The organism is Sporosarcina sp. resist (genome assembly GCF_014302295.1).
In the GTDB taxonomy this organism is placed as follows: Bacteria; Bacillota; Bacilli; order Bacillales_A; family Planococcaceae; genus Sporosarcina; species Sporosarcina psychrophila.
The window spans coordinates 3,259,982-3,282,897 of the sequence record NZ_CP060287.1 but is presented as its reverse complement, the minus strand read 5'-3'; the positions used below and the strand labels follow the sequence as shown (position 1 = coordinate 3,282,897).

Here is a 22,916-nt window from a genome sequence, read left to right as displayed (position 1 = left end):
AAGTTCAACCCATAATGAATTTACTTTACAAAGGAACACATCATCATTTCACTTTACTGATGTTCCGAAAAAAACACTGGAAATCCATCGGCAGAACATAGATGGGTTTCCAGTGTTTTTTTGAGCTTAAGAAATAATTATTCGATGTATCCTTTTTCGTTTTAAGTGTCTATATAAGAAGTGAAACGGGTGGTCATAAAATCAGTCTAAAGTTCCTTGAAACGTTATTAGCTCTTCACTAAACGTGTTGATCTACAAGAATGGAATTCCCATCTGGATCTTCAATTGTAAAACTCGCAGGACCTACGCTTGACTCATCTGCTTCAGTCAACATTTTAATTCCTTTTGCTTTAAGATGTTTTTGAAGGTCTCGTATATCCGTAAACGAATCGAGATTTTCGGCATTTTCATTCCAGCCTGGATTAAAAGTCAGAATGTTTTTTTCAAACATTCCTTGGAATAGTCCTATTATGCAACTTTCATTCTTCATAATAAGCCAGTTGTGGGTTATATCCCCTCCAAACACTTGAAATCCCAGGTTTTCGTAAAATGCTTTTGATTTATGAATGTCTTTTACACTTAGACTTGAAGAGAATGCTCCTAGTTTCATATTTCCTCCTCTTAACAATTTGAAAAAAATCAGATTGTAGTTTTTATGGGTAAGTAAAAATTTGCATAAGTTAATTATAAATGAGTACTTTGAAATACACAATATTCACCATATGAAGTATGGGGGCAGCTTCAACCACAACCACAACCCGGAGAGGATGAATGGTGTCAGTAACTGTTAGTGTGTATTTTTCTTCATGTTCATGGTTTTTATTTTGTGCTATATATGTTGAACAAATGAATACGGCGTTTGCGCTTTATAAGGGCTTTTGGGAGGCCACTGAAAAAGCCTTAGTATTTGGAATGAATTAGGATTACCACTAATACCGCTTCGACGCTTTGTGGATGCCTCCCGCGATAAGCCAGAAAGAAGAACGCTTTCAGTCTTATCGCTCCGGCTACCACGAAGACGCGCCTTCGCTGGATGGTTTATGTGAGAAAGCGCATTTCATTAGCTGTGATGAAGTCTGCAACCCAGATTGCGGATTTCTTGACTATAATTAGTATGAAATAGTAATCACATTAAAGTCTCTCCATATACATCTCAAAATCACATTTCTCTCGATAATGAACACCCTAGCGCAGGCGCGGCAAAGGGGTTGCCGAAGCCGTAAGACATCCCCAAAGCGCCAAGCGTTCTACAATCCACACCCTGAATTACAACTCTCTCATTATTGAGCACCACAGCAGATTCAATGGGACTCTTTAATCCAACATATATAGTTAAATCCCCAATTTCTGGAGTAGGTGTACTCTAACTCTGTAGCGAAAGTCCACTGAATAGAGCAAATTAGATTGAAAATGTGCAAACTTTACGTAACTTGACCTTGTAATAATTCAATGACAGTATTTCGATAGATCTGTGTCTAATAGGCGTTTGTAGTGATTGCTAAATGACATGCAGGTGACAATTCGGTGTCGTGGAGGGATATGGGTTTATCTTTTGATGAATGTTCGTTAAGATACAAACTAAGCTTTAGAAATAAAGAGCGGCAGATTTGAGAGGGGTTTACATGATATGAAGATCAAAAAAGTACTAGTTCCATTTATAGCAGGTGCACTAGCATTAAGTTTAGCTGCTTGCGGTGGCGAAGATAAAGCGGCAACTGATAAAAAGCCTCAAGAAGAAACCAAACAAGAAGATACTAAACAAGAAGATACTAAGGAACCAGAAGCTACAAAAGAGCAACAAGCATCTGCAAAAGAGATGCAAGAGAAGCTAGCTGAACAGCAAGTGGACGACAAGAAGATTGTGGCTGTTGTAAATAAGGAAGAACTTAAAGGTGAGAACTATAATGCAGCGGTGACGTCAATTCAAGGTCAAATGCAACAAGTGGGACAAGACCCATCGAGCAAAGAATCAGCGGAACAAGTAAAAATGCAAGCACTTGATATGCTTGTTAATCAGGCATTGATTCTTCAAAAAGCAAAGGAAGCTGAAATAAAAGCATCTGCATCTGAAATTGATAAAGAGTATTCAGTATTTGAAAAGCAATTTGGCGGCGAAAAAGAAATGAAGAAAGCGCTCAAAGCTCAAAGCATGGATGTAAAAACATTGAAAGAACAAATCGCAGATTCCATCATCTATAAAAAGTACCAAGATAAGATAGCTCCAGCGAAAAAAGTATCGGATAAAGAAATTAAAGAATACTACGATCAAGCTGCGTCTTCATCAAAAGAAGCGGGACAAGAGATGCCACCGCTTAAAGAAGTAAGTGAACAAATCCAAGAAATGATTAATCAAGAACAACAACAGAAGTTACTTGCTAAACATGTTGAAGAGCTAAAAGAAGATGCTAAAATAGAGTTAAAAATTTAACTCATTTAGGTGTAAACAAGTACTGATAAAAAGGATTCACGAACCAGGTGTATACTTCGGAAACCTTTATGAATAAAACAATAGGACATGGAATGTTTGACCTTTAGGGTTAAGCGTTTCATGTCTTTTTGAATTTTCAATAAAAATTACGTCTGAAATTCGAACTTCAATTCAATAAACATAGGAACTTCTTTTTGGGACAACCTAATGAGAAAGAAAAAGTGATAATGAGGTGATGGTTATGATAATTGAAAGGTCGTCTGAGTGGAAAGAAGGCTTTACAGAGCGACTGGAGAATCGGGAGGCATGGGATAATTGGACATTATATAGGATGAGTTATGAGGCGGTAAAAACGAACTTGATTACAGATTTTAATGGCCTTCAATCACCTAAATATTTACCCAATCTTACACCCCTAGCCCATCAATTGAAAGTGGCGGAAACGGTCATTGAAAGGATGAATGGAAAAGCGATTCTTGCAGATGAAGTGGGACTTGGTAAAACCATCGAAGCTGGTTTGATCTTGAAAGAGTATTTAATCAGAGGCCTTGTGAAGAAGGCGTTAATTTTGGTTCCAGCATCACTTGTCAATCAATGGATTGAAGAACTGAACCAAAAATTTCATATTCCAGCGATGCAATATAAAAAAAACTACGATTTAAACCATTGTACGATTGTCGTTATGAGTATAGATATGGCAAAAAGAAGCCCGCATAAAGAAAACATCTATGATCAAGAGTATGATTTAATCATCATTGATGAAGCTCATAAATTAAAGAACCACAAAACTAAAAATTATGAGTTTGTACAAAACTTAAAGAAAAAGTTTTGTTTGTTGTTGACTGCCACGCCAATTCAAAATGATGTATTTGAACTCTTCTATCTCATTTCATTACTAAAACCAGGGCACTTAGGAAATTACGAGACCTTTCAATCGTCTTTTTCCGCGAGTAAGCACAATGTGGAACACGACGATTATTTAAAAGAATTGGTTAATCAAGTGATGGTAAGAAATAGAAGGCAGGATACTGGAATTGAATGGACAAATCGTCGTGTTCAAATAATACCGATTGATTTTACGAAAGAAGAACAAGAAGTATACGATCTGATTTCAGAACTTAAAAATGTTTGTCCCGTTTTTTCGGATGCCTTCTCTATGATAACGCTGCAAAGGGAAATGTGCAGCAGTAAGGAAGCTACATGCTTAACGTTAACTAACATGCTTCAAAAATGCATTAAACCAGAAGACATTTCTTATATGGAAGGAATTATTCAAAAGTTGATGGGACTAGACATAAATTCAAAAGCAGAAAAAGCTTATGAAATTATTACTCAGGCAAATGATAAGGTTATACTCTTTACCGAATATCGAGCAAGTCAAACCTATTTGCAATGGTATTTACAGTCAAAAGGAATCACAAGCGTCCCTTTTAACGGACAATTCAACAAGAATAAACGGGAGTGGATGAAGCAGCTGTTTAAAGAACAAGCGCAGGTGCTAATTGCGACGGAATCCGGCAGTGAAGGGATTAATCTACAATTTTGTCATCACGTCATTAACTATGATTTACCTTGGAACCCCATGAAGTTAGAGCAACGCATTGGACGTGTCCATCGGTTAGGGCAAGAGCATGACGTTCATATTTATAATTTAGCCATTCAGAATACAATCGAAGACCAAATACTGGATTTACTTCATGTTAAAATTGGGGTCTTTGAACAAGTGGTGGGTGAGTTGGATGATATTTTATCTGCTTTTAAAGAGTCCATTTGAGGTGAAAGTCTTGGGGAATTGAAGGAGGAAGTACATGTACCCACAACAAATTCACAGTTATTTACTGCAGTTTTTTAATGAAAACCATTGCCAAATATTAAATGACAATGATCATTATATCAACGTTCAATTAACGGTTGATATGGATAAAAAAATTATGAATAGACCATATTATTGGAAATACTTAGAGAGTACAGATGGCGAGCCCAGTCCAGCACAACTAACTTTTATCACTGATAAAAACAGGCTTGTTGAAGACGTTAAAGGGGAAGTTATACACTTCGGTTCCCCACGGCTCAGTCAACTGTTTGAAGCAACAAAAGAGATGGGTTCATTTGTACAGATGTATGAACGGGTAGCAGATAAACTTGGAACGCAAACCATATTAACACCTTGGTTAGCTGTTAATTATAAAATATCATATTACAGCGATCAAACGAAGGAAATTCTTTATTCGTTAGGTATAAACTTAATGACGGGCCAGGTGAAAGAGGGGTTTCAGGAATTGTTAAGCACAGTGGACTTAGATACGGCTATGTCAGAAAACACCTTTAATTTGCCCTATATTATCAAACCCATTCGTGCCCTCGAACGATTGGATGGGATAATTGACAACTTTATACAAAAAGCAGATCATACATGGGCTGAAGAAGCGAAGTTAAGATGGCAAAAGGATCGCAGGGTATTAGAATACTTCTATGAAGGGGTGGAAAATAAACCGGATTGTTATGAGATTGAGAAAGAAGCGATGGACCAACAATACGAAGCGAGAATTAAAATTGACATCATCAATGGCGGATTATTTTATTTGAAATGAATTTGAAGTATTTCTGTGAGAAACTATCCCAAATAGGTAAGACCTTTCGCAAGTTTACTGAACATGCGAAAGGTCTTTTCTTCGATGTTGTGGATTAATTACGTTAAAATAGGTAGTAGCCATAACGTTAGATGAAAATAAATGACGAGGGTGACATATGAAAGCATATATTTTAAAACTTTCCTTTGAAGACATAAAGCCGCATATCTGGAGGCGCATTATTTTACCCGCAGGTGCGACATTTAACCGTTTACATGAAACAATCCAGAACGTCACAAATTTTCAAAGCACACTTGAGCCGTACCATACCTTTGGAGTGGAGATAGATGATTATTTTATCACAAATAATGAATCGATTTTAGACGACTATAAAGGGAAGACCTATTATGGTAAAACGGTCAAGCAGCCAGCGAGTATAAAAATCGATTCGTATCTTGAAAAACACAGTCATTTCATTTATAACTATGATTTTGGTGACGACTGGCGGATTCTTGTGGAGCTTGAAGAAATAGTAGAGGATTATTATTTTGGCTATCCCACATTACTTAATGGAGAAGGAACGGCGCCACCGGAGGATGTTGGCGGTCCCCCAGGATATGAAGCTTTTCTAGAAGTGTATCAAGATTCGACACATCCAGATTATTTATCCACATATGCATGGGCGGAGGAGCAGTTCTACTTACCTTTGGACATTGCTTGGCTGAATGATCGTTTAAAATATGTGAAATACAAAAAGACCGAATGGCAATATATCGATCATGAAAATTATCATGTGCTATCTGATAAATATCGCGGTGCAAAGTCGGTAAATCCTGACTTACTGCCTAACAAAAACCTTATCGTCCAGTATGCTATAGCATGTACTAATTTATATGGATTGATTGAGTATCCAAAGTTTTTGGAGATTTATAATTCTCAAAATGAGCCAGCTGTATCGAGTAGTGAACTACAGGCACTGTTAGCAGATACTCATTCCGCAAAACAGCTAGCGAAAGAAAGTGTGTTTACACATAAGAGAGCATTGATCCATGAAGCCATTGAATATGTCGAGAATTATTCTGCGTTTTTAGAAGGAACCATAGGAAATCCATTTTATGTACCTACAAAAGAAGAGCTACTGCGCTACGCAGATGATTTATATTATGAAAAGACAAGCCATCAAGAAAAGCTTGGAAATATGCTTGCGAAAGACTTTTATGGTGGTAGTACGCTCATGATTAAAGATGAAATTGATGAATTGGTCGGTCAATTACAAGGTGTGCACGTTAATTTCCAAGGAGTAGTGCAGAATTTTTTAGGGCGTTTTAAATGTAAAGATATGAAGCAAATGAATGAATATATGCAAGTTATCACCATGATTGCGAACACCACGCGCATTTGGGAAAATAGAGGTCATACACCTCATGAACTTGCACAAATGGAGAAACACCATTTAATGCCGCTACCTAGCACCCCATTTAGCGTAATTGAGGGTGGGAGAACGGGCCGGAATGAACCTTGCCCATGTGGCAGTGGGAAAAAACATAAAAAATGTTGCGGAAAATAAAGCACAACTAAAATCGGTTGTTACTTGGAGGAAGCAATTTGTATGATCCCACAATTTTTGAAAATCTAAAAGTAGCATTTGAAAATCAGGTGTATGATTTAGATAATGTAGATCGAAAAATCATGATTACTAACCGGGTCGACCGAATGGATTTTGCCATTATGGCTCGAGATTTTGCTATTCAATTTACGCTAGCAGATCACCCCCATGTGACAGCAGAGATTGTATTACGGGCATCCGTAAAAGATTTGGCAGGGGAGATTTTAGAGCTGCCTAGTAAAAATCTAGGTTGTTTATTAGTAGTACGCTTTAACAAACGTGTTCAAAATGTAGCCGTACAATGCAAGCGAATTGAGCAAGCATTAAATATCATTTGGGAAACTGATATTCAGTTAACGCAAACAGTAAGCTTCGTGTATGAACAAGAAGCGTCAAGTTACCAGAACCTTATTGAAGTGAAATTCAAATCTAAAATTAACGAGGAACATATGGGTGACATTTCAGAATTTCTAGATCATGTGTTGGAATCGTTGGAAGTCTTAAATGATATAGAAGCATAATGTCGGGCTCCGTTTTGCTGGAAGGAAATCCTCTAGCTAATTTCAGCATATAGTGCAAGGACAACAATTGAATTTGAACAGGAGGGATTGCGTTTTACGGGAATCGTACATTGTTGGACTTGAAGACAGGAGATGTAAACGGAGACGGTATTCTAGACACGGTTTATTTATATGGTCAAGTCGCTGGACCACCGGGTATCTTTGCTGACAATATTACACTTATTATTCAAGATGGAAAGTCTTATAAAAGTACAACCGTACATCTCAAAAACAACGCGGGATATAATGCACGGTTGTTCCTTGGCGATTTTGACAACGATCTTGTACCTGACATAATGGTAAGTATTGATACGGGTGGGAGTGGGGGATATGGCATCTTTTATATCTATTCCTTTAGAAATAACAGTTTACATGAACTCTTTAATGTCGATAGCTACAATGAAAAATACACATTCCAAGTAAATTATGAGGATTTCTATAAAGTGCGTGTTGAAAGTTCTCGGCAAAACCTATTGTTCACCATAGATATCAGCAACAAAGGCCATGATTATTTAGCACAGTATTACGATGATAATGGACTACTAAAAAATCCGTTAAAAGGTGAAGTTCTTGCCTTAGGAGCTTTACATCCAATCATTACAACTAACGAAAGTTACAATTATGATCTATTGGCCCTACAGCGCATTATTGGACCAACAAATGCAGATACATTAGGATATGTTGAAAACCTTTTGACATGGAAAGACACTCAATTAATTTCTAATCGGTTGGCTGTTTCTATACCAAGCACAAATTAGTAGCACTTCCACACCTGATGATTAGTGAATAACATGATTACCTATTTAGGCGGTACGTGTATACTCTTTGCTACTAGTAAGCAAAGAACGCATTGTATAACGTGCAAAATTGCATCTTCGGGCATTTACAATCCCTATAGAAAGTTGTCTATTCTATATTTCAAACAAAACTGTATTTTCCACACCTGATTGGTTTAGTGAATAAGTACCGTATTTAGAATAGAAAACACCTGAAATCCATTGACCAAACGTCGGTGGAATTCAGGTGTTATTTTTTTGTGGACCAAACTAATATAATTAAAATCAACTAAAGAGTAATAGTGAATCTATTTTATGTTTTCACCGATACAATAAATAACTTAATTTGTATATCGATTATTAGCATACTGGAACAGAACTAGGAATAGTATTGGTAGAGTATTATGGAGGTGGAGTAGATTGGAGACAAAATTGAAAAGCTTATTATCGAATGCTGTTTTCTGGAATATATTCAAGTGGATTCACTCCCTACGTAAGATAGGACAATCCATAAGAGGTCTGCTCGTCGGGAATCGAGATTTGCTAACAGAAAGATTATTAAATAGAAGTATTTTTTCTACTGAATATAATTCATAGAGATTTCACTTCTAGGCTTTAGTGCTATTGTATTGTCTACTAAATTTACGCTGGAAGGGGAATCGAATGTCAGAATTTCATCAACAATCATCAGTTGAAGTCATGGAGATGTTGGACGTGACAAATCAAGGATTGAGCGATTATGACGTCCAAAATAGGCAAGAAGTATACGGTTATAATGAATTGCTGGAAGGAAAAAGGACAAGTACATTCTCCGTTTTCTTTGGACAGTTTAAAGATTTATTAGTCATTATATTATTGATTGCCGCTTTCATTTCATTTCTATTAGGTGAAGTAGAAAGCACGATTGTGATTATGATTGTCGTTATTTTAAACGCAATCCTGGGCACTGTGCAGCATGTGAAGGCAGAACAGTCTTTGGATAATCTGAAAGCTTTGACCTCTCCAGTTGCAAAAGTGATGCGAGATAAACAGATAGTAGAGATTTCTTCAGAAGATATAGTAGTTGGAGATCTTCTCTATTTAGAGGCTGGTGACTATATAAGTGCTGATGGCAGATTAGCAGAAAGCCATAATTTGCATATTAATGAAAGTTCGCTAACAGGTGAATCATTGGCTGTTGCGAAAAGTACTGCGCCCATCAAAGAAGATCGTGTAACGATTGGCGATAAAAAGAATATGGTGTTCACTGGAAGCTTTGTCACCAATGGACGTGGTACCGTCATTGTTACATCCATTGGTATGGAAACGGAAATCGGGAAAATCGCAAATTTACTGGATACTGCGAAAGAGAAGAAAACGCCTTTACAAGTAAATTTAGATCGTTTTGGGGAAAAATTAGCTTTAGGAATTACGATGATCTGTTTAGCCATTTTCATTATTGATCTTTTTCGAGGACGCGAGTTAGTAGACTCGTTTATGTTTGCTGTTTCGCTGGCGGTTGCAGCAATTCCGGAAGCGTTAAGTTCGATTATTACCATTGTGCTGGCATTTGGGACACAAAAAATGGCGAAGGAAAATGCCATTATACGTAAACTCTATGCTGTTGAAAGTCTGGGAAGTATTTCCGTTATTTGTTCAGATAAAACGGGAACATTAACGGAAAACAAAATGAGTGTTCAACAAGTATATATTGATCAAAAAGTCATTTCGCATGATGAACTACATACAGAAAATGCGATTGAGAAAAATCTTATCTTAAAGGCACTATTGTGTAATGACGCCTTGGAAAGAGATGGTAAAGAAATTGGTGATCCAACTGAAATTGCACTTGTGAAATTGGGGAAGCAGTACAATCTTGACGAATTAATCGTAAGAAATCACTATCCAAGGCTGGCCGAAATACCTTTTGATTCAGACAGAAAGCTAATGAGTACAGTACATCAGTTCAATCAGCGCTATACTTTGATTACAAAGGGAGCAATAGATGTTCTTCTATCCAAAATTGCGAAAATTGAAACCTCAGAAGGTGTACTTTATATTACGGATGAACATCGTAATAAAATTGAAGAAGTGAATCGTGACTTTTCTATGAATGGTTTAAGAGTACTTGCAATTGCTTACAAAGAGATATCGAAAAATCAACTAATCGATGTCGAAGTCGAAAAAGATTTAATTTTTGTCGGATTAATAGCGATGATGGATCCTCCGAGAAAAGAGTCAAAATCAGCGGTTGAAAGCTGTATAAAAGCAGGTATTAAACCAGTTATGATTACAGGTGACCATAAAATAACAGCAACTGCTATAGCCAAACAAATTGGTATTTTAAACGATCCATCAGAAGCGATCGAAGGACATGAAATTGAAGGATTAACTGATCAACAACTACAAGAAAAGGTTCAAGATTTCTCTGTCTATGCTCGTGTAACACCAGAGCATAAAATTCGCATCGTTAAAGCTTGGCAGGAAAAAGGAAATGTAGTTGCGATGACGGGAGATGGTGTCAATGATGGTCCTGCCTTAAAACAAGCCGATATCGGTGTGGCGATGGGGATAACCGGTACTGAGGTAGCGAAAGATGCATCCTCTATGATCTTAACGGATGATAATTTTTCAACGATTGTCAAAGCTATTTCGAATGGAAGAAGCCTCTATACGAATATTAAAAACGCCATTCTATTTTTATTATCAGGGAATGCAGGTGCTATTTTTGTTGTTTTATATGCAACAGTATTAGGTTTACCCGTCCCTTTTGCACCCGTGCATCTATTATTTATTAACTTACTTACCGATAGTTTGCCGGCAATTGCAATAGGTTTAGAGCCGCATAATAAAAACACAATGAAGGACAAGCCAAGGGATATTCACACTCCATTATTAAATAAAACATTTACGACTCAAGTGATACTTGAAGGCTTATTAATTGCTATAGCTACGATCATTGCTTTTCGAATAGGATTGTCAACGGGGGATACGCAAACAGCAAGCACAATGGCATTTGCAACATTATGTTTGTCAAGATTAGTACATGGCTTCAATTCTAGATCTAAAGAATCGATCTTCACAATAGGTGTGTTTTCGAATCTCTATACTTGGCTAGCATTTTTAATAGGTTTTATATGTTTACATTTAGTGTTATTTGTTCCATCGCTTACGGGTGTGTTTGAAGTCGCAACATTAAGTGGGATACAATTAGGTTATATTTATTGCTTGTCCTGTATGCCGTTTCTAGTTAATCAGTGGTATAAAGTGTTATTCGTAAGAAGTAAATAATGCTAATATAAACTGGCTCCAGTTGTATGAGTGTCAGAAACCATACACATCTGAAATAAAGTCGTACTGTTTATTAAAAGTTACAGCGGTTTATCCCTTTGGGTACTAGTATCCAAAGGGATTTTTAATTTTTTTTATGCTTCAGCATTCAAAACCCCGAATTAGCGATCCACTGACGAATTCCATCATAAACAGGCTTTGTTCTTTTGGTAATTATCTATGGGGTGTCACAACGTAGAAATAATAAAAAGAGAAATTAGATTATATTTGCATTTTTAATATAAATTGTGTACGATTTAGTTGTGAGCGATTTAAATAAAAGAAAAAGGAGTTTTTGACATGAAAGCACTTTATGAAACGACGATTATTAACACAGGCGGACGTGATGGGTATGTCTATTCACCGGACAATATTTTCAATTTGGATGTTGCAAAACCAGCAGCACTAGGGGGCGATGTCACAACTGCAACGAATCCGGAGCAGCTATTTGCTGCAGGTTACAGCGCATGCTTTAACAGTGCGCTTGAGTTACAGTTGGAGAAGGGGAAAGTTGACTTTTTAAGCAGTGAAGTAATAGCGACTGTTTCTCTTTACCCAGATAAAGAAGATAAAGGTGTTAAACTTGGCGTCAAGCTCAAAGTAACAATTGAGGGCGTTGACCATTCCGTCGCGGAAGAATATGTGAATAAAGCGCACCACTACTGTCCGTACTCAAAAGCACTCAATGGTAACGTTGATGTTGAAATAGTGATTAACTAAAAGGAGACTTAAAATGGTATCAGTTTATGATTTTGAAGTAAAAAAAACAAATGGGGAAATCACGTCACTGAAAGAATATGAAGGCAAGCCTCTAATTATTGTAAATACAGCTAGTAAATGTGGATTAACCCCTCAGTATGGCGGATTGCAGTCGCTTTATGAAAAGTACAAAGATGAAGGGCTGACGGTTTTGGGATTTCCTTGCGACCAGTTTAATAATCAAGAGTTTGACGATATTAATGAAACAACAGAATTCTGCCAAGTGAATTATGGTGTCACGTTCCCCATTTTTGCGAAAATTGACGTGAACGGTGACGATGCGGATCCACTTTTCACACACTTAACGACAGAGAAAAAAGGGTTGTTTTCGAAAAAAATCAAGTGGAACTTTACGAAGTTTTTAGTGAATCAACAAGGAGAGGTTGTAAAGCGATATTCGCCGCAAACTGAACCTGGAAAAATCGAAGAAGATTTGAACAAGATTTTATCATGAAGGATTTTCTGTCATTGAACAGCCAGCTTTGTTTCGCTGTATACGAAACGGCTGGAGAGTTTAATAAGCTGTATACAAGTGTATTGCAGCCGTTTGGTTTGACGTATCCGCAATACTTGGTGCTTTTAGCGTTATGGGAAAAAGATGAAGTATCGATGAAAGAACTTGGTACACGACTCGACCTCGGAACCGGAACGCTGACGCCGATGATTAAACGTATGCAGGAAAACGGCTGGGTACGAAAAGAACGCTCACAAGAAGATGAACGAAAAGTGTATATTTATTTAGAAGAAAAAGCGCACCGCGATCAGGGGCCAATCACGAAACGAGTCGCAGAAGAAATCCAACTCTGTAACATCAGCTTGTCTGAATATGATGAGCTGATGATGCGGCTGAATGAGCTGCATCAAAAAATGAAAGAACGGTCAAATTCCTCTGGTGCGTAAAGCGTAGAAGGACAGTCCCTTAGTAGCATTCACCCTTTTATTATTCATTGGCGCGGTATGGATGTGATATTAAGTCTATATTTTAGGGAAAGTAAAAGAGTTAATTGTACAAATAGTAATCAACTAAATTTAACCATTAAATTACTGCTTACTTTTGCGGTGAATACTAGACACCCCATGTACACGTGCTTGCGGATCGCTTTGGATTGAACGACTACTGCATCATTATCGGGATTTATAGCTGTTTAGGGGTGCGATAAAGTCGCACCCCTAAACAGCTATTTTCGTTAATTGTATGGTGGTCTTTGATCCGTCGCTTTCCGAAGGTACAGGTACACGAAGTGCTAAAGATTTTGGGAACGAGTGAATAACTACTTACTCTATCTTTATAACATATCGTTTTGAATTTAAGTCATTGTCACTTTCTATATAGCGTCTGCTCCAAGGCAATTCTGAAATCAAAGAGTTTACAGCATGCTTACCCAAACGGGATGGATTTGACATGTGGAAAGATTTACTGAAGATAACAATCGATGAGTTAACGAGCCTTGATCCATTCAACAAAGGGAAATGATTAAGAACAGTCCTAAGCCTCTATTTTCTATAATAAACACAAACAACTTAATATTGACAGTGTGTATACGTTTGTATACAATTAAGATAATAACACTGAGTATACAAATGTATACAAAGGGAGGAGAATACAAATGAGAGAAGAACATATCAAGGGAGAAGGTCGTCATCGCGGCAGACGCCACGGAGGGGAAGAGGGCGTGCATCAGCGTGGTGCGAAAACCTTTCGTCGAGGAAGAGCAATTGCGTTTTTAGAGCGTATGCATCTGAAGCGTTCAACTATTATGCAACAGTTAGATCAACCCGAGTTTCTATCAATCCAGCCGATTTTAGTCGGTGAATTAAAAGCGATTGATATGATCATTAATGAGTTTATTCAACTATTTGAAATCAATGTAGATGAAATGTCGGATCGCAAGCCAATGGTAGATGCTAATGAGGAAGGGATTGAGTTGGATGAAAAAAATTAACGGATATATCGATTCAGTGTTTACGAAGCAAGATACTCTGATGGAGGAGGTGATTGCATCGATTGAAGGAAACGGTATGCCTGCCATATCGGTTTCACCTTCTTCTGGCAAGCTACTTACGATGCTGACAGCCATTTCAGGGGCGAATAATGTGCTGGAAATCGGGGCGCTTGGCGGCTATAGTGGAATTTGTCTTGCCAAAGGGTTTGGTAGTGAAGGGAAATTAACTTCCCTTGAATTAGAGGAGAGATATGCAACGTTAGCAGCTAGCAATTTAGCGAAGGCTGGCTTTGGTGATCAAGTATCTTATAGGACGGGGCCAGCTTTGAAAAGCCTTGAAGGATTAGTTGACGAGGGGCAGCGATTTGATTTTTTCTTTATCGATGCAGATAAAGAAAACTATGAAAATTACTTAGACTATTGCATTCGACTTGCGGAGGCGGGTGCGTTAATCGTGACGGATAACGTACTGGCTGGCGGTAGTGTAGTGGATCCGGAGGCGAAACCAAAACGTTATACAGAATTAATGAAAACATTCAATGAAACGGTAGCAAATCATCCCAAATTGGAATCGCTTCTTATTCCAATCGGGGATGGGATGACGATTTCACGAGTGAAGAGATAACAGAAGAATTTCAGTGACATAACTAACGGGGTCTCTTTTGGGGGAATAAACAAATAACAATGGAAATCGTACTTTACTCAGAACGTTAAAGAGAAGACTATCATCGATAAAAGCATTAAAAAAGGGCGCCCTATAAGCGCTCTTTTTATATATTTTTTTGTGAGTTATGATAGACACTTTACGACAACTTATCAACTACAACTATAAGCATCCATTAGTTGGGTGATTTCTTTTGAAATTTCATTATCTACTTTTCCTTCTTAATCGTCTGATAGAAGCGTTCTCAACATTTTCTTATCACCAAGGTACTTAATCTCCTCTATTCCACCTGGGCGAAGAATCGCTATCCCTGTTATTTCTGCATCCACTTTATCTTCCCCTTTTTTTTCATATTCAATATAAACAGTAAAGTAATAATTCGTTGGGGTGTCTTTATTTTGCTCTATAACGATTTTACTAACAGTTGTCTGATAATCGTATTTGTCCGCCGCTAAGTGGAACATTAATACATAAGTTCTCACTAATTTATCGTAACCACTTTCGGAAAAATAAGGTCCGTAGCTATCCTTTAAATATGCGCTATACTCTTTACTGAATGGTACGCTCCCCTGGTTCTGTTTCTCAACCCACTTCCACAGTTCATTGTGTGCTTGTATTGCTTCTTTATTTGGAGTAGTCAATTCATACTCCAGATAGCCTTGAATAAGTTCTATGTTTTTGTCTTGTGGTTCGTCTTGAGTGCAGCCTACAAGTAATAGGAATGTAAGAGCTGCAGATATGACAACGCCAGTCTTCCCTCGAAAGACCTTCTCTATGAAGAAAGAAATACGATTCGAACGTGATTTATTATGGTACATAGTCTCAACCACCTCCTCTTTTTTTATTTTTTATCTACTTCTTATACGGAAAGTATGTTATAAAAGTTTCATTTTTCTAACTATTATGAAAGGCAGTGACTGGCGCCAGTCACTGCCTTTCATATGATAATCATTGTCTATACCACTGTCAGATATTGAAGACCCCTCGTTGTAAACTGTAGGCGCTGTTTATTTCCCGACAGATGCCTTCTATTTAAATGGGATGATTCATCGGATTTCCAGCGCCAACTGAATGAGTTACTCAACAGTAGTATGACGTTACCTATAAGAATAGTTGGTGCAAAGACATCTATGGTGAAAATATAGTAATTGGATGATTAAAATGACTGAGTATCCATCAAACTGTTATGTAGAACAAGAATCTTTAAGAGGCAAATTCGACATGTTCTTTGTAAAGGAAAGCAAGATGCATTTGAAGCCGAATACCTTTTTTAATTACATTCCAAAGTTAGGAGTTATATAAAATGACAATTACTAATTTTAAAAAATTAGAGGAAATCAGACAGGCACTCAATTCAAAGTTTTTCGAACGGGAGAACGAAGTTGAGGGGATTCTTGTCGCTCTGCTCTCTAGACAGCATATGCTCATGATTGGACCTGCCGGAACTGCGAAATCCGCATTGGCGTTTGAGGTAGCAAAAATCGTACAAGGAACAGAATACTTCCAATGGTTGCTGACAAGGTTCAGTACACCCGAAGAAGTTTTTGGCCCGTTGTCGTTAAAAGACCTTGAACAAGGTGTGTACAAGAGGAATACAGCAACTAAAATGCCAGAAGCTAATCTAGTTTTCCTTGACGAAATATTCAAAGCAAACTCGGCAATCTTGAATAGTTTACTGACGCTTATCAACGAAAGACTCTTCTATAATAACGGAACGCCAGTAAAGGTCCCTTTAATGTCAGTTATTGGTGCTTCGAACGAATATCCTGAAGAAGGAGAAGGGCTTGAAGCTCTTTTCGACAGGTTTTTACTTCGGTTCGAGCTAGACTATATTGCGGATGATACGAATTTTGTTTCTATGATGAAGGGGACCGGTCAAAATCAGGCCATGCCTTCCTTGACGATGGATGAATTGATTCAACTCCAGTTTTTGACGGACAGGGTTACAATACCGGATGAAGTGTATGAAATTCTTTCGGAAATTCGTACTAATTTGCGTGACGAGGGAATTCGGCCTTCTGACAGGCGGTTTCAACAGTCGCTTTCAGTCCTTCAAGCGAAGGCGTTGATAAACCAAAGGCAAGTTGTGAAGATAGATGATATTGTCATCCTGGAAAATGTACTCTGGGAAACGGTGGATCAAAAAGATACCGTGTCTTCCATTATTCGCAACCATTCACAAGATGTTGTTACTCAGATCCTCTACTCCATACAAAATGAAGCAAATGAAGTATTCTACGCCATACTGCAGGATCATTCGCCAGAAGCAGGAATGGAAGCAACTCAAAAAATGAAAGCTTTAGTGGCTGATTTGAAGAATCTCCAAAGTAACAATCAAAGTCGGAAGGCTGATATTGGCCCATTACTTGATAAAGTGACCTCGATGGAACATGAAATCCTGGATAGTATTTTAGAACCGTGGTATTTTGAATCCCAAAATGACAAGAGGGGCTCCACCAGCACCTTTTTTAATATGTGAAAGGGGGTATTCTTTATGAAGAATCGTTCAGTCTTGAATACGGACGCATACGATAAAAGACGTTTCAAAGAAATTTTCGACATGTCTCTGGGTCTTCAAAAGGTAAGAGGTGAAGGTGCGTTGCCAATGTTCGAACCATTGCTGGCTGATATTTGGGCTTCCTTATATAAGATGAAACCAGAAATTTTGGCAAAGGACGTAGACAGTGTACTTAAGGTGAATAAAACACTCATGGACAGAATCATGGCGGATGAATCCTTTGTACACTACCGAAGCTTCACCCGATTGAATGATTTATTGTCAGCTATCGGCACGGTGAAATTCGGAGAAAAGACGAATCAATGGCTGGCTGACCAAAAAGAGGAAGATGAAGACTTTCAAAAACAGATTCAGGAAATTCACGCAATGCAAAGGCGACTTCAAGAGCAGGATTGGCAAGAAGATCCAGGAAGTGGAAGTCGGGTGTTAGAAGAGATTTTTAATGAAATGATGACTAAATTTGATAAGAAATTGCAACAGTTGCTTCAAAATAACAGTCATAGCTTTTCACAAGCATTGGCTCAAGCCATGCAAGAAACAAAACAAGTGAAAGACGGTCTAAAGTCTTTGCTTGGCGGCTGTAGTGCAGGGAGTGGTGATGCGGAATTAAAAAAGGTTCCTTTACGCGACCAACTAGCATTAGCTGAAAAAATGGCTTCTGATAAAACGATGAAAGAAATAGCGGAGTGGGCGGGTAGATTCAAACAGATAGCCCGTAAAAAGCAGAAATCCATACATAAAGAGTCTATGGGAAGAAGGGGAGTTACGTTAGGCAACGATATCGAGAGGTTACTCCCGATGGAATTTGGCTTATACATGCATCCAATATCGAAGAACGATTTTCTTCGTCGCTTTGTGGAAGGCCAAACCATGCAATATGAACAGAAAGGGCGTGAGGTATTGGAGAAGGGGCCAATCGTACTTTGTCTAGATCAGTCAGGCAGTATGTACAAACTGGATACACAATCCAAAGGTTTTATATTAACCCTAATGTCCATTGCGAGAAGGCAGCGAAGGGATTTTTGCTTAATATTATTCTCTACTCTGACAGAAATTCATAAATATGAAAAAGGGAAAATTAAAGGGTCTGATATGGTTAGTTTGGCTCGAACCTTTCTAGGTGGGGGTACGAATTTTGCACTTCCGCTTGATGAAGCGATGAATGTAATCAATGAAAGTCGGTTTAAACAAGCCGATTTGGTTTTCGTTACGGATGGTGAGGACACTTTAAACGATTCATTTCTACTAGAATTCAACAAAAAGAAAAAAGAAAAGGATTTCAACGTTCTTTCCCTAGTGCTCGGAAGCAGCATACATATAGTAGAACAATTTTCAGACAGGGTTATTCAAGTTTATGATTTTGATGACGCAGGCAGTTTTACTGCTTTTGAAATATAAACTATATATGTTGAACAAATGAATCAGGCGTAGGAGTGAGGTGATTGATGTGAACACTGTTTGGAAAGGATTTATCTCGTTTGGACTAGTTACAATTCCAGTAAAGTTACACTCGGCAACAGAGGATAAAGGGATTAAGCTAAGGCAGATTCATGATAAATGTAAGAAACCGATTAAACAGGAAAAGGTATGTCCTATTTGTAACGAGGATGTGGATTCCAAGTCACTTGTGAAGCGCTACGAGTATGCGACTGACCGATTTGTAGTTATTACAGATGCTGAATTAGAGGGCTTGAAGAGTGATATAGAAGAAAAATCAGTTGAAATTGTAGAGTTCGTGAAGTTGAAAGAAATTGATCCGGTATATTTTGATAAACTTATTACTTGGCTGCAGATAGCAACGGTTCAAAAGCGTACGCATTGTTAAGGGAATCGTTAGCCAAGTCGAAAAAGATTGGCATTGCAAAGATAACGATACGTTCTAAGGAACGTCTTGCAGCTGTACGGGTACTTGATAACCATCTAGTTCTAGAGACGTTACATTTCCCAGATGAAGTTAGGTCTACAATTGACCTTCCACAAATCACTAACGTCAAATTAACTGCAAAAGAAAAAGAAATTGCATTATCTTTAATCGAACAACTAACAGCAGAATTTGATCCGACTAAATACCACGACGAATATCGTGAACGCTTAGTAAAATTGCTTAAGAGTAAAATACCTAAGAATGCAGAACAACCATCGAATGTTATTAATTTAATGGAGGCAATGGAGAAAAGCATTGCAACAATCGAGGAACAAAAGAAGCGGGCATGAAGTTAGTTAAGCCTATGCTATTGGAGTCTCAAGAGGAAGTACGTTCTGATGAGGGATGGTTATACGAACCGAAGTTTGATGGTATCCGGCTGTTAGTTGGAAATGACCATTCATATACTCGTCATGGAACAATAACCACCAGTCGCTTCCCTGAGCTTATATTTGTTGGTCAAGAGGTTTTATTAGACGGTGAGTTTATTGCACCCAGCACGAATGCCCCCGACGACTTCGCAGGATCTATGTCTCGCTTCGGTGGAAATAAAAATCAATCAATCTCATTGATGGGATTTGATGTTCTTTCATATAAAAATAAATCAGTCATTCGTTACCCACTCGAAGAAAGAAAAGCAATATTAACAGAATGTATAGCTGGAATTGATTCGCCTTACATTAATTTAATTCCCTACGTTTACACCGAAGGGGCAGCACTTTTTGCGTGATGAAAGAAAACAGAATGGAAGGCATGGTTGCCAAGCGATTGGGGACACCTTACATTCCTGGCACCCGTTCGGATGATTGGCGAAAAATCATTAATTGGAGTTATCATGATGTGGTTGTTACGAAGGTAACGCTTGGGCCGCTAACTGTTCAGTTACATAGTTCAGAGGGAGATTATTTGGGGAGCGTTGTTATTGGATTCACCAAAGAGATAAGGCAGATGTTAAAATCATTGGCTCCCCCTTTTTCCGTTATGGTTAAATCGCGGGGGTGGACAAGTTGAGGTAAACTACGATTACCCCAAATAATTAAGGTGAAATAAGAATAAAAGTGATTAGGGCAAGGACAATAAGTCCTTGCCCTAATCACTTTTATTAGATTTACAGTTCATGGTATTTACAATATATTCAAGGTATCGACTGGAGGTGGAGTGGTTGAATTGAAAAAACTAATATATTAAATAATACCATTTTATAAATCAATTACTAATATTACCGTACTTACTCTAATTCATATTTAGATATAATTGATATATTGGAAGCACCAAGTAATCTGTTCTTTCTTCTATAGTTAAGCGGTTAAAGAAGTGCTCCGCTTCGGTTTTACTATTTAACAATACGTTACAGCTAAACATCGCTGCAATATTTTCGCGGAATTCTGCACTGTATTTCATTTTAATGAGTACTTCAATTTGTTCTTTATTCAGACTTCCATTCAAACGATAATAAACCTGGAGTACATTGATCTCAATTTGCATTTCATAATCCGCATCTAATTCAGTTACCTTCAATTGCATATAAACATATTCTGCTAATTCAAGGAACTGTGTATTTTGTGTATTATCATAAGAAGTTATGCAACTTAAACAAAATTTATTTATCCATAGAAAGGTCACATTGTTCAATACCCTAACAGGGTCCATGAAGGAATCCTGAATTATTCTTAAGTTGATATTAGCACATGTTTCTAGCTCATTCGAAGTTAAAAATATAAATGGGCTAATTGCAAATCTTTCATCTGTTTCCCAAAAGTGCAAAACTGTTTCAAACTTACTATAAGTTTCAGAGAATGCATTGATTAATAGTTTTTTCTCATTTGGATTATAGTAGACGAGTATTCTTAAATCACCTACATATAGGTTTAGTAGACCCCCTTTTTCAAGACTCTCTTTATTTATTCTCGAATAATCATGATTCACAAATATATCTGCAATCAGTTGGATCTTTAAATAGATGTCCTTAATATTTCCAATTATAATTGTTTCGTTAGGAATACTCAATTCTTCAAAAACAGGCTTGACCTCATTTAATAATTTAAAGTTATGTTTCGAGTTTTCGATCATTTCTTTTGTATCAAGGTCATTCATTTCGATGAAAACACCTCTAAAACTGACGGTTTTCCCAGCTAATATGAGCTCTAAGAAGGGAAGTACTTTTAGTTGCGATGCAATGGAGTGAAAATTAAAGAGATTAAACTTAATTTGTTGTTCCGAGTCATTAATATCAAAAATGACTTCCAATGAATTTTCTAACGTTACTTTTATAAAGTTTTCCCGCTCTTCAACTTTTAAGTGGAAATTGAAAGGTACCCCATCAACCTCGAAATCTTCTTTTCCTTCCCTAGTCATTTTTCCAATTACTCCAAATCCAATAGGGTAGTCGAAGTCCTTTTTTGTACCATATATATAAAAGTCATGTTCGAATATATTATCTGAAATATTATTCGGATTAAAGGTTAAACTTTTAAAGCTAAATGAATCGAATTCATTTATTTCAATAGGACAGTAGTCGCCTAGACCAATTGATTGCTTAGGACTTTCCGAAAGGAAGTTTTCACAGATAGTTTGAATGTTTGTTTCCTCTAATTCTCTTAGGTAAACAACTCGACTTTTTTGCTTTTTATTTTCTCCGAAATGGGTAATTAATTTTTTTAATTCGAGAGGCAACAAGTTCTTATAAAAGGTTTTTGTACTTCCATCTTGCTGGACTTCAACGACAAATAGTAAAACACCATTATTTTGGTAATAATTTTTATAGTGTTCCATTGAAAAAGTAAATGAAATTAATCCTTCTGTAAACTTATTAACTTGGGTGCCTTTTACTTGTATAGGGACTCTTCCTAATAGCGATTGTATTGTTTCATTCTCGTTTTCAAATACTTGAATATCTCCGTCAAATGAAATTCCTTTGTCCCCAATAGGGATATTTGGGAGTAAATGATTACCAGGTCTATTAGCTTCATTTACAATCGCCTGAACAGCTAAACGTTCAATTCTACTGTTATCTAGTTTAATCATTGATTCTCATTTTCTAATGATTAATATGTATATTATCGAAGGCATTCATCCATGAAGGAACCTAATGGACTTGAGGATAGGGGTGGGGCTATGCACTGGGTATACGTTTTAAGCGTACTCAAAAACTTCCAATAATGGAGTTTGCCCCTTTAAATTCACTCATCATAGAAGCTTGAATTATCTACTTTAATATCATCAATTTCAATATCTATTTCTAAAGGAGTAATTACATCAATTTGCAATTCGATATTGAATGGATGGGACATACTCATCCTTATCCCATCCCCATTTCTAAAATCACGGTTAGAACCATACTGATGTTCAACGTCTACTATGCCAGCAATATTAGCAAGTAATAAAATTACTGTCACTATGCAGCGCTTTATAAACGTCGAAATGATAGTAGAATGTTCTATATTCTTCGACACATTCCGAATCTTTAATACAGCGTAATCCTGTTTCGCACATCTCAAGGATTTTTAGTGATTCCCTTTCCTTCGTATACTCTTTTACTAAGGCATTGGGTAATCGGAATAAATAGTTTAAGATTTTATTATTACTATGTCCATCCAATTAGTTCCTAATAGTCAATAGTAAAACAGTTTAACAAATACATGTAACAGAATCTTTTACCGCGGGTTATTATGTATTCTGCGCCATTGTGTACGCCGTTTGTTCTGATAGGTTCGGCTGCTCCAGCTTCGCAATCTCTTTTTTCACGTATTGTCACGATCTATTTAGAGAAAACCTTTGTGAAAGAACGTCATGTGATTCATTCAATACGATGGGGAATTAGCGCTTCCTGTATTCGTAGTGAATAGACGTACCTGTGGTT

General features: G+C 37.3%; 20 protein-coding genes and 1 pseudogene. 17 read left to right on the top strand and 4 right to left on the bottom strand.

What is annotated here, in order from left to right:
* Positions 1 to 238 precede the first annotated feature (238 nt).
* On the bottom strand, positions 239 to 610 hold the full coding sequence (locus H7992_RS16115; RefSeq protein ID WP_067210794.1) for a VOC family protein: 372 nt from the start codon (positions 608 to 610) through the stop codon (positions 239 to 241).
* 1,017 nt (positions 611 to 1,627) lie between these two features.
* Between H7992_RS16115 and H7992_RS16110 the strand changes: the two genes are divergently transcribed.
* The 12 genes from H7992_RS16110 (at position 1,628) to H7992_RS16055 (ending at position 14,576) form a co-directional block, all read left to right on the top strand.
* Positions 1,628 to 2,428 carry a SurA N-terminal domain-containing protein gene (locus tag H7992_RS16110; RefSeq protein WP_187045261.1) on the top strand — a complete coding sequence of 267 codons (801 nt, stop codon included), beginning with the start codon at positions 1,628 to 1,630 and terminating at the stop codon, positions 2,426 to 2,428.
* A 241-nt stretch (positions 2,429 to 2,669) separates the two neighbouring features.
* Positions 2,670 to 4,202, top strand: coding sequence for a DEAD/DEAH box helicase (locus tag H7992_RS16105; RefSeq protein ID WP_187045260.1), 1,533 nt, complete (start codon positions 2,670 to 2,672; stop codon positions 4,200 to 4,202).
* A 34-nt stretch (positions 4,203 to 4,236) separates the two neighbouring features.
* Positions 4,237 to 5,019 (top strand): YqhG family protein, encoded by a 783-nt coding sequence (locus H7992_RS16100; protein ID WP_187045259.1) that lies wholly within the window; start codon positions 4,237 to 4,239, stop codon positions 5,017 to 5,019.
* A gap of 157 nt (positions 5,020 to 5,176) precedes the next feature.
* Positions 5,177 to 6,565 (top strand): plasmid pRiA4b ORF-3 family protein, encoded by a 1,389-nt coding sequence (locus H7992_RS16095; RefSeq protein ID WP_187045258.1) that lies wholly within the window; start codon positions 5,177 to 5,179, stop codon positions 6,563 to 6,565.
* A gap of 38 nt (positions 6,566 to 6,603) precedes the next feature.
* On the top strand, positions 6,604 to 7,125 hold the full coding sequence (locus tag H7992_RS16090) for a hypothetical protein (RefSeq protein WP_187045257.1): 522 nt from the start codon (positions 6,604 to 6,606) through the stop codon (positions 7,123 to 7,125).
* Positions 7,126 to 7,235: 110 nt separating this feature from the next.
* Entirely contained in the window at positions 7,236 to 7,922 is a 687-nt protein-coding gene (locus H7992_RS16085) for a VCBS repeat-containing protein (protein WP_255428460.1), read from the top strand.
* A 681-nt stretch (positions 7,923 to 8,603) separates the two neighbouring features.
* Positions 8,604 to 11,210 carry a cation-translocating P-type ATPase gene (locus tag H7992_RS16080; protein ID WP_187045256.1) on the top strand — a complete coding sequence of 869 codons (2,607 nt, stop codon included), beginning with the start codon at positions 8,604 to 8,606 and terminating at the stop codon, positions 11,208 to 11,210.
* 339 nt (positions 11,211 to 11,549) lie between these two features.
* Complete coding sequence (locus tag H7992_RS16075) at positions 11,550 to 11,969, top strand: organic hydroperoxide resistance protein (RefSeq protein ID WP_067210774.1); 420 nt, start codon at positions 11,550 to 11,552, stop codon at positions 11,967 to 11,969.
* A gap of 13 nt (positions 11,970 to 11,982) precedes the next feature.
* Entirely contained in the window at positions 11,983 to 12,462 is a 480-nt protein-coding gene (locus H7992_RS16070) for a glutathione peroxidase (protein ID WP_187045255.1), read from the top strand.
* 14 nt (positions 12,463 to 12,476) lie between these two features.
* Positions 12,477 to 12,908: a MarR family winged helix-turn-helix transcriptional regulator gene (locus H7992_RS16065; RefSeq protein ID WP_255428459.1), complete on the top strand. Its 432-nt coding sequence runs from the start codon at positions 12,477 to 12,479 to the stop codon at positions 12,906 to 12,908.
* Between the two features lie 707 nt (positions 12,909 to 13,615).
* On the top strand, positions 13,616 to 13,951 hold the full coding sequence (locus tag H7992_RS16060) for a hypothetical protein (protein ID WP_187045253.1): 336 nt from the start codon (positions 13,616 to 13,618) through the stop codon (positions 13,949 to 13,951).
* Positions 13,938 to 14,576: an O-methyltransferase gene (locus H7992_RS16055; RefSeq protein ID WP_187045252.1), complete on the top strand. Its 639-nt coding sequence runs from the start codon at positions 13,938 to 13,940 to the stop codon at positions 14,574 to 14,576. Before H7992_RS16060 ends, H7992_RS16055 begins: the two co-directional genes overlap by 14 nt.
* Positions 14,577 to 14,836: 260 nt before the next feature.
* Here H7992_RS16055 and H7992_RS16050 read toward each other — a convergent pair whose 3' ends face one another.
* Complete coding sequence (locus H7992_RS16050; protein WP_187045251.1) at positions 14,837 to 15,433, bottom strand: hypothetical protein; 597 nt, start codon at positions 15,431 to 15,433, stop codon at positions 14,837 to 14,839.
* Between the two features lie 485 nt (positions 15,434 to 15,918).
* Between H7992_RS16050 and H7992_RS16045 the strand changes: the two genes are divergently transcribed.
* From H7992_RS16045 to H7992_RS16025, 5 genes and pseudogenes are all read left to right on the top strand, one after another.
* Positions 15,919 to 17,094, top strand: a complete 1,176-nt coding sequence (locus H7992_RS16045; protein ID WP_187045250.1) for an AAA family ATPase — start codon at positions 15,919 to 15,921, stop codon at positions 17,092 to 17,094.
* Positions 17,095 to 17,109: 15 nt separating this feature from the next.
* Positions 17,110 to 18,531 (top strand): vWA domain-containing protein, encoded by a 1,422-nt coding sequence (locus tag H7992_RS16040; RefSeq protein ID WP_187045249.1) that lies wholly within the window; start codon positions 17,110 to 17,112, stop codon positions 18,529 to 18,531.
* A gap of 40 nt (positions 18,532 to 18,571) precedes the next feature.
* Positions 18,572 to 19,347 (top strand): annotated as a pseudogene (locus tag H7992_RS25125) (Ku protein).
* The gene (locus tag H7992_RS16030) at positions 19,344 to 19,787 is read left to right on the top strand and encodes an ATP-dependent DNA ligase (RefSeq protein WP_187045248.1); all 444 of its coding nucleotides are present in this window, start codon (positions 19,344 to 19,346) and stop codon (positions 19,785 to 19,787) included. The pseudogene H7992_RS25125 and the gene H7992_RS16030 overlap by 4 nt, the downstream one beginning before the upstream one ends.
* Positions 19,784 to 20,068: a hypothetical protein gene (locus H7992_RS16025; RefSeq protein WP_187045247.1), complete on the top strand. Its 285-nt coding sequence runs from the start codon at positions 19,784 to 19,786 to the stop codon at positions 20,066 to 20,068. The genes H7992_RS16030 and H7992_RS16025 overlap by 4 nt, the downstream gene beginning before the upstream one ends.
* Before the next feature lie 222 nt (positions 20,069 to 20,290).
* Here the strand turns inward: H7992_RS16025 and H7992_RS16020 are convergent, their stop codons facing one another.
* Both H7992_RS16020 and H7992_RS16015 read right to left on the bottom strand, forming a co-directional pair.
* Positions 20,291 to 22,081 carry a DUF4365 domain-containing protein gene (locus H7992_RS16020; protein WP_187045246.1) on the bottom strand — a complete coding sequence of 597 codons (1,791 nt, stop codon included), beginning with the start codon at positions 22,079 to 22,081 and terminating at the stop codon, positions 20,291 to 20,293.
* Positions 22,082 to 22,236: 155 nt separating this feature from the next.
* The gene (locus tag H7992_RS16015) at positions 22,237 to 22,554 is read right to left on the bottom strand and encodes a pPIWI-associating nuclease domain-containing protein (RefSeq protein ID WP_187045245.1); all 318 of its coding nucleotides are present in this window, start codon (positions 22,552 to 22,554) and stop codon (positions 22,237 to 22,239) included.
* Between the last annotated feature and the right edge of the window lie 362 nt (positions 22,555 to 22,916).

Excerpts from the sequence above, each read along its gene's own strand:
- H7992_RS16115 (WP_067210794.1), bottom strand. The coding sequence starts at position 610 with ATGAAACTAGGAGCATTCTCTTCAAGTCTAAGTGTAAAAGACATTCAT.
- H7992_RS16110 (WP_187045261.1), top strand. The coding sequence starts at position 1,628 with ATGAAGATCAAAAAAGTACTAGTTCCATTTATAGCAGGTGCACTAGCA.
- H7992_RS16105 (WP_187045260.1), top strand. The coding sequence starts at position 2,670 with ATGATAATTGAAAGGTCGTCTGAGTGGAAAGAAGGCTTTACAGAGCGA.
- H7992_RS16100 (WP_187045259.1), top strand. The coding sequence starts at position 4,237 with ATGTACCCACAACAAATTCACAGTTATTTACTGCAGTTTTTTAATGAA.
- H7992_RS16095 (WP_187045258.1), top strand. The coding sequence starts at position 5,177 with ATGAAAGCATATATTTTAAAACTTTCCTTTGAAGACATAAAGCCGCAT.
- H7992_RS16080 (WP_187045256.1), top strand. The coding sequence starts at position 8,604 with ATGTCAGAATTTCATCAACAATCATCAGTTGAAGTCATGGAGATGTTG.
- H7992_RS16075 (WP_067210774.1), top strand. The coding sequence starts at position 11,550 with ATGAAAGCACTTTATGAAACGACGATTATTAACACAGGCGGACGTGAT.
- H7992_RS16070 (WP_187045255.1), top strand. The coding sequence starts at position 11,983 with ATGGTATCAGTTTATGATTTTGAAGTAAAAAAAACAAATGGGGAAATC.
- H7992_RS16060 (WP_187045253.1), top strand. The coding sequence starts at position 13,616 with ATGAGAGAAGAACATATCAAGGGAGAAGGTCGTCATCGCGGCAGACGC.
- H7992_RS16055 (WP_187045252.1), top strand. The coding sequence starts at position 13,938 with ATGAAAAAAATTAACGGATATATCGATTCAGTGTTTACGAAGCAAGAT.
- H7992_RS16050 (WP_187045251.1), bottom strand. The coding sequence starts at position 15,433 with ATGTACCATAATAAATCACGTTCGAATCGTATTTCTTTCTTCATAGAG.
- H7992_RS16045 (WP_187045250.1), top strand. The coding sequence starts at position 15,919 with ATGACAATTACTAATTTTAAAAAATTAGAGGAAATCAGACAGGCACTC.
- H7992_RS16040 (WP_187045249.1), top strand. The coding sequence starts at position 17,110 with ATGAAGAATCGTTCAGTCTTGAATACGGACGCATACGATAAAAGACGT.
- H7992_RS16030 (WP_187045248.1), top strand. The coding sequence starts at position 19,344 with ATGAAGTTAGTTAAGCCTATGCTATTGGAGTCTCAAGAGGAAGTACGT.
- H7992_RS16020 (WP_187045246.1), bottom strand. The coding sequence starts at position 22,081 with ATGATTAAACTAGATAACAGTAGAATTGAACGTTTAGCTGTTCAGGCG.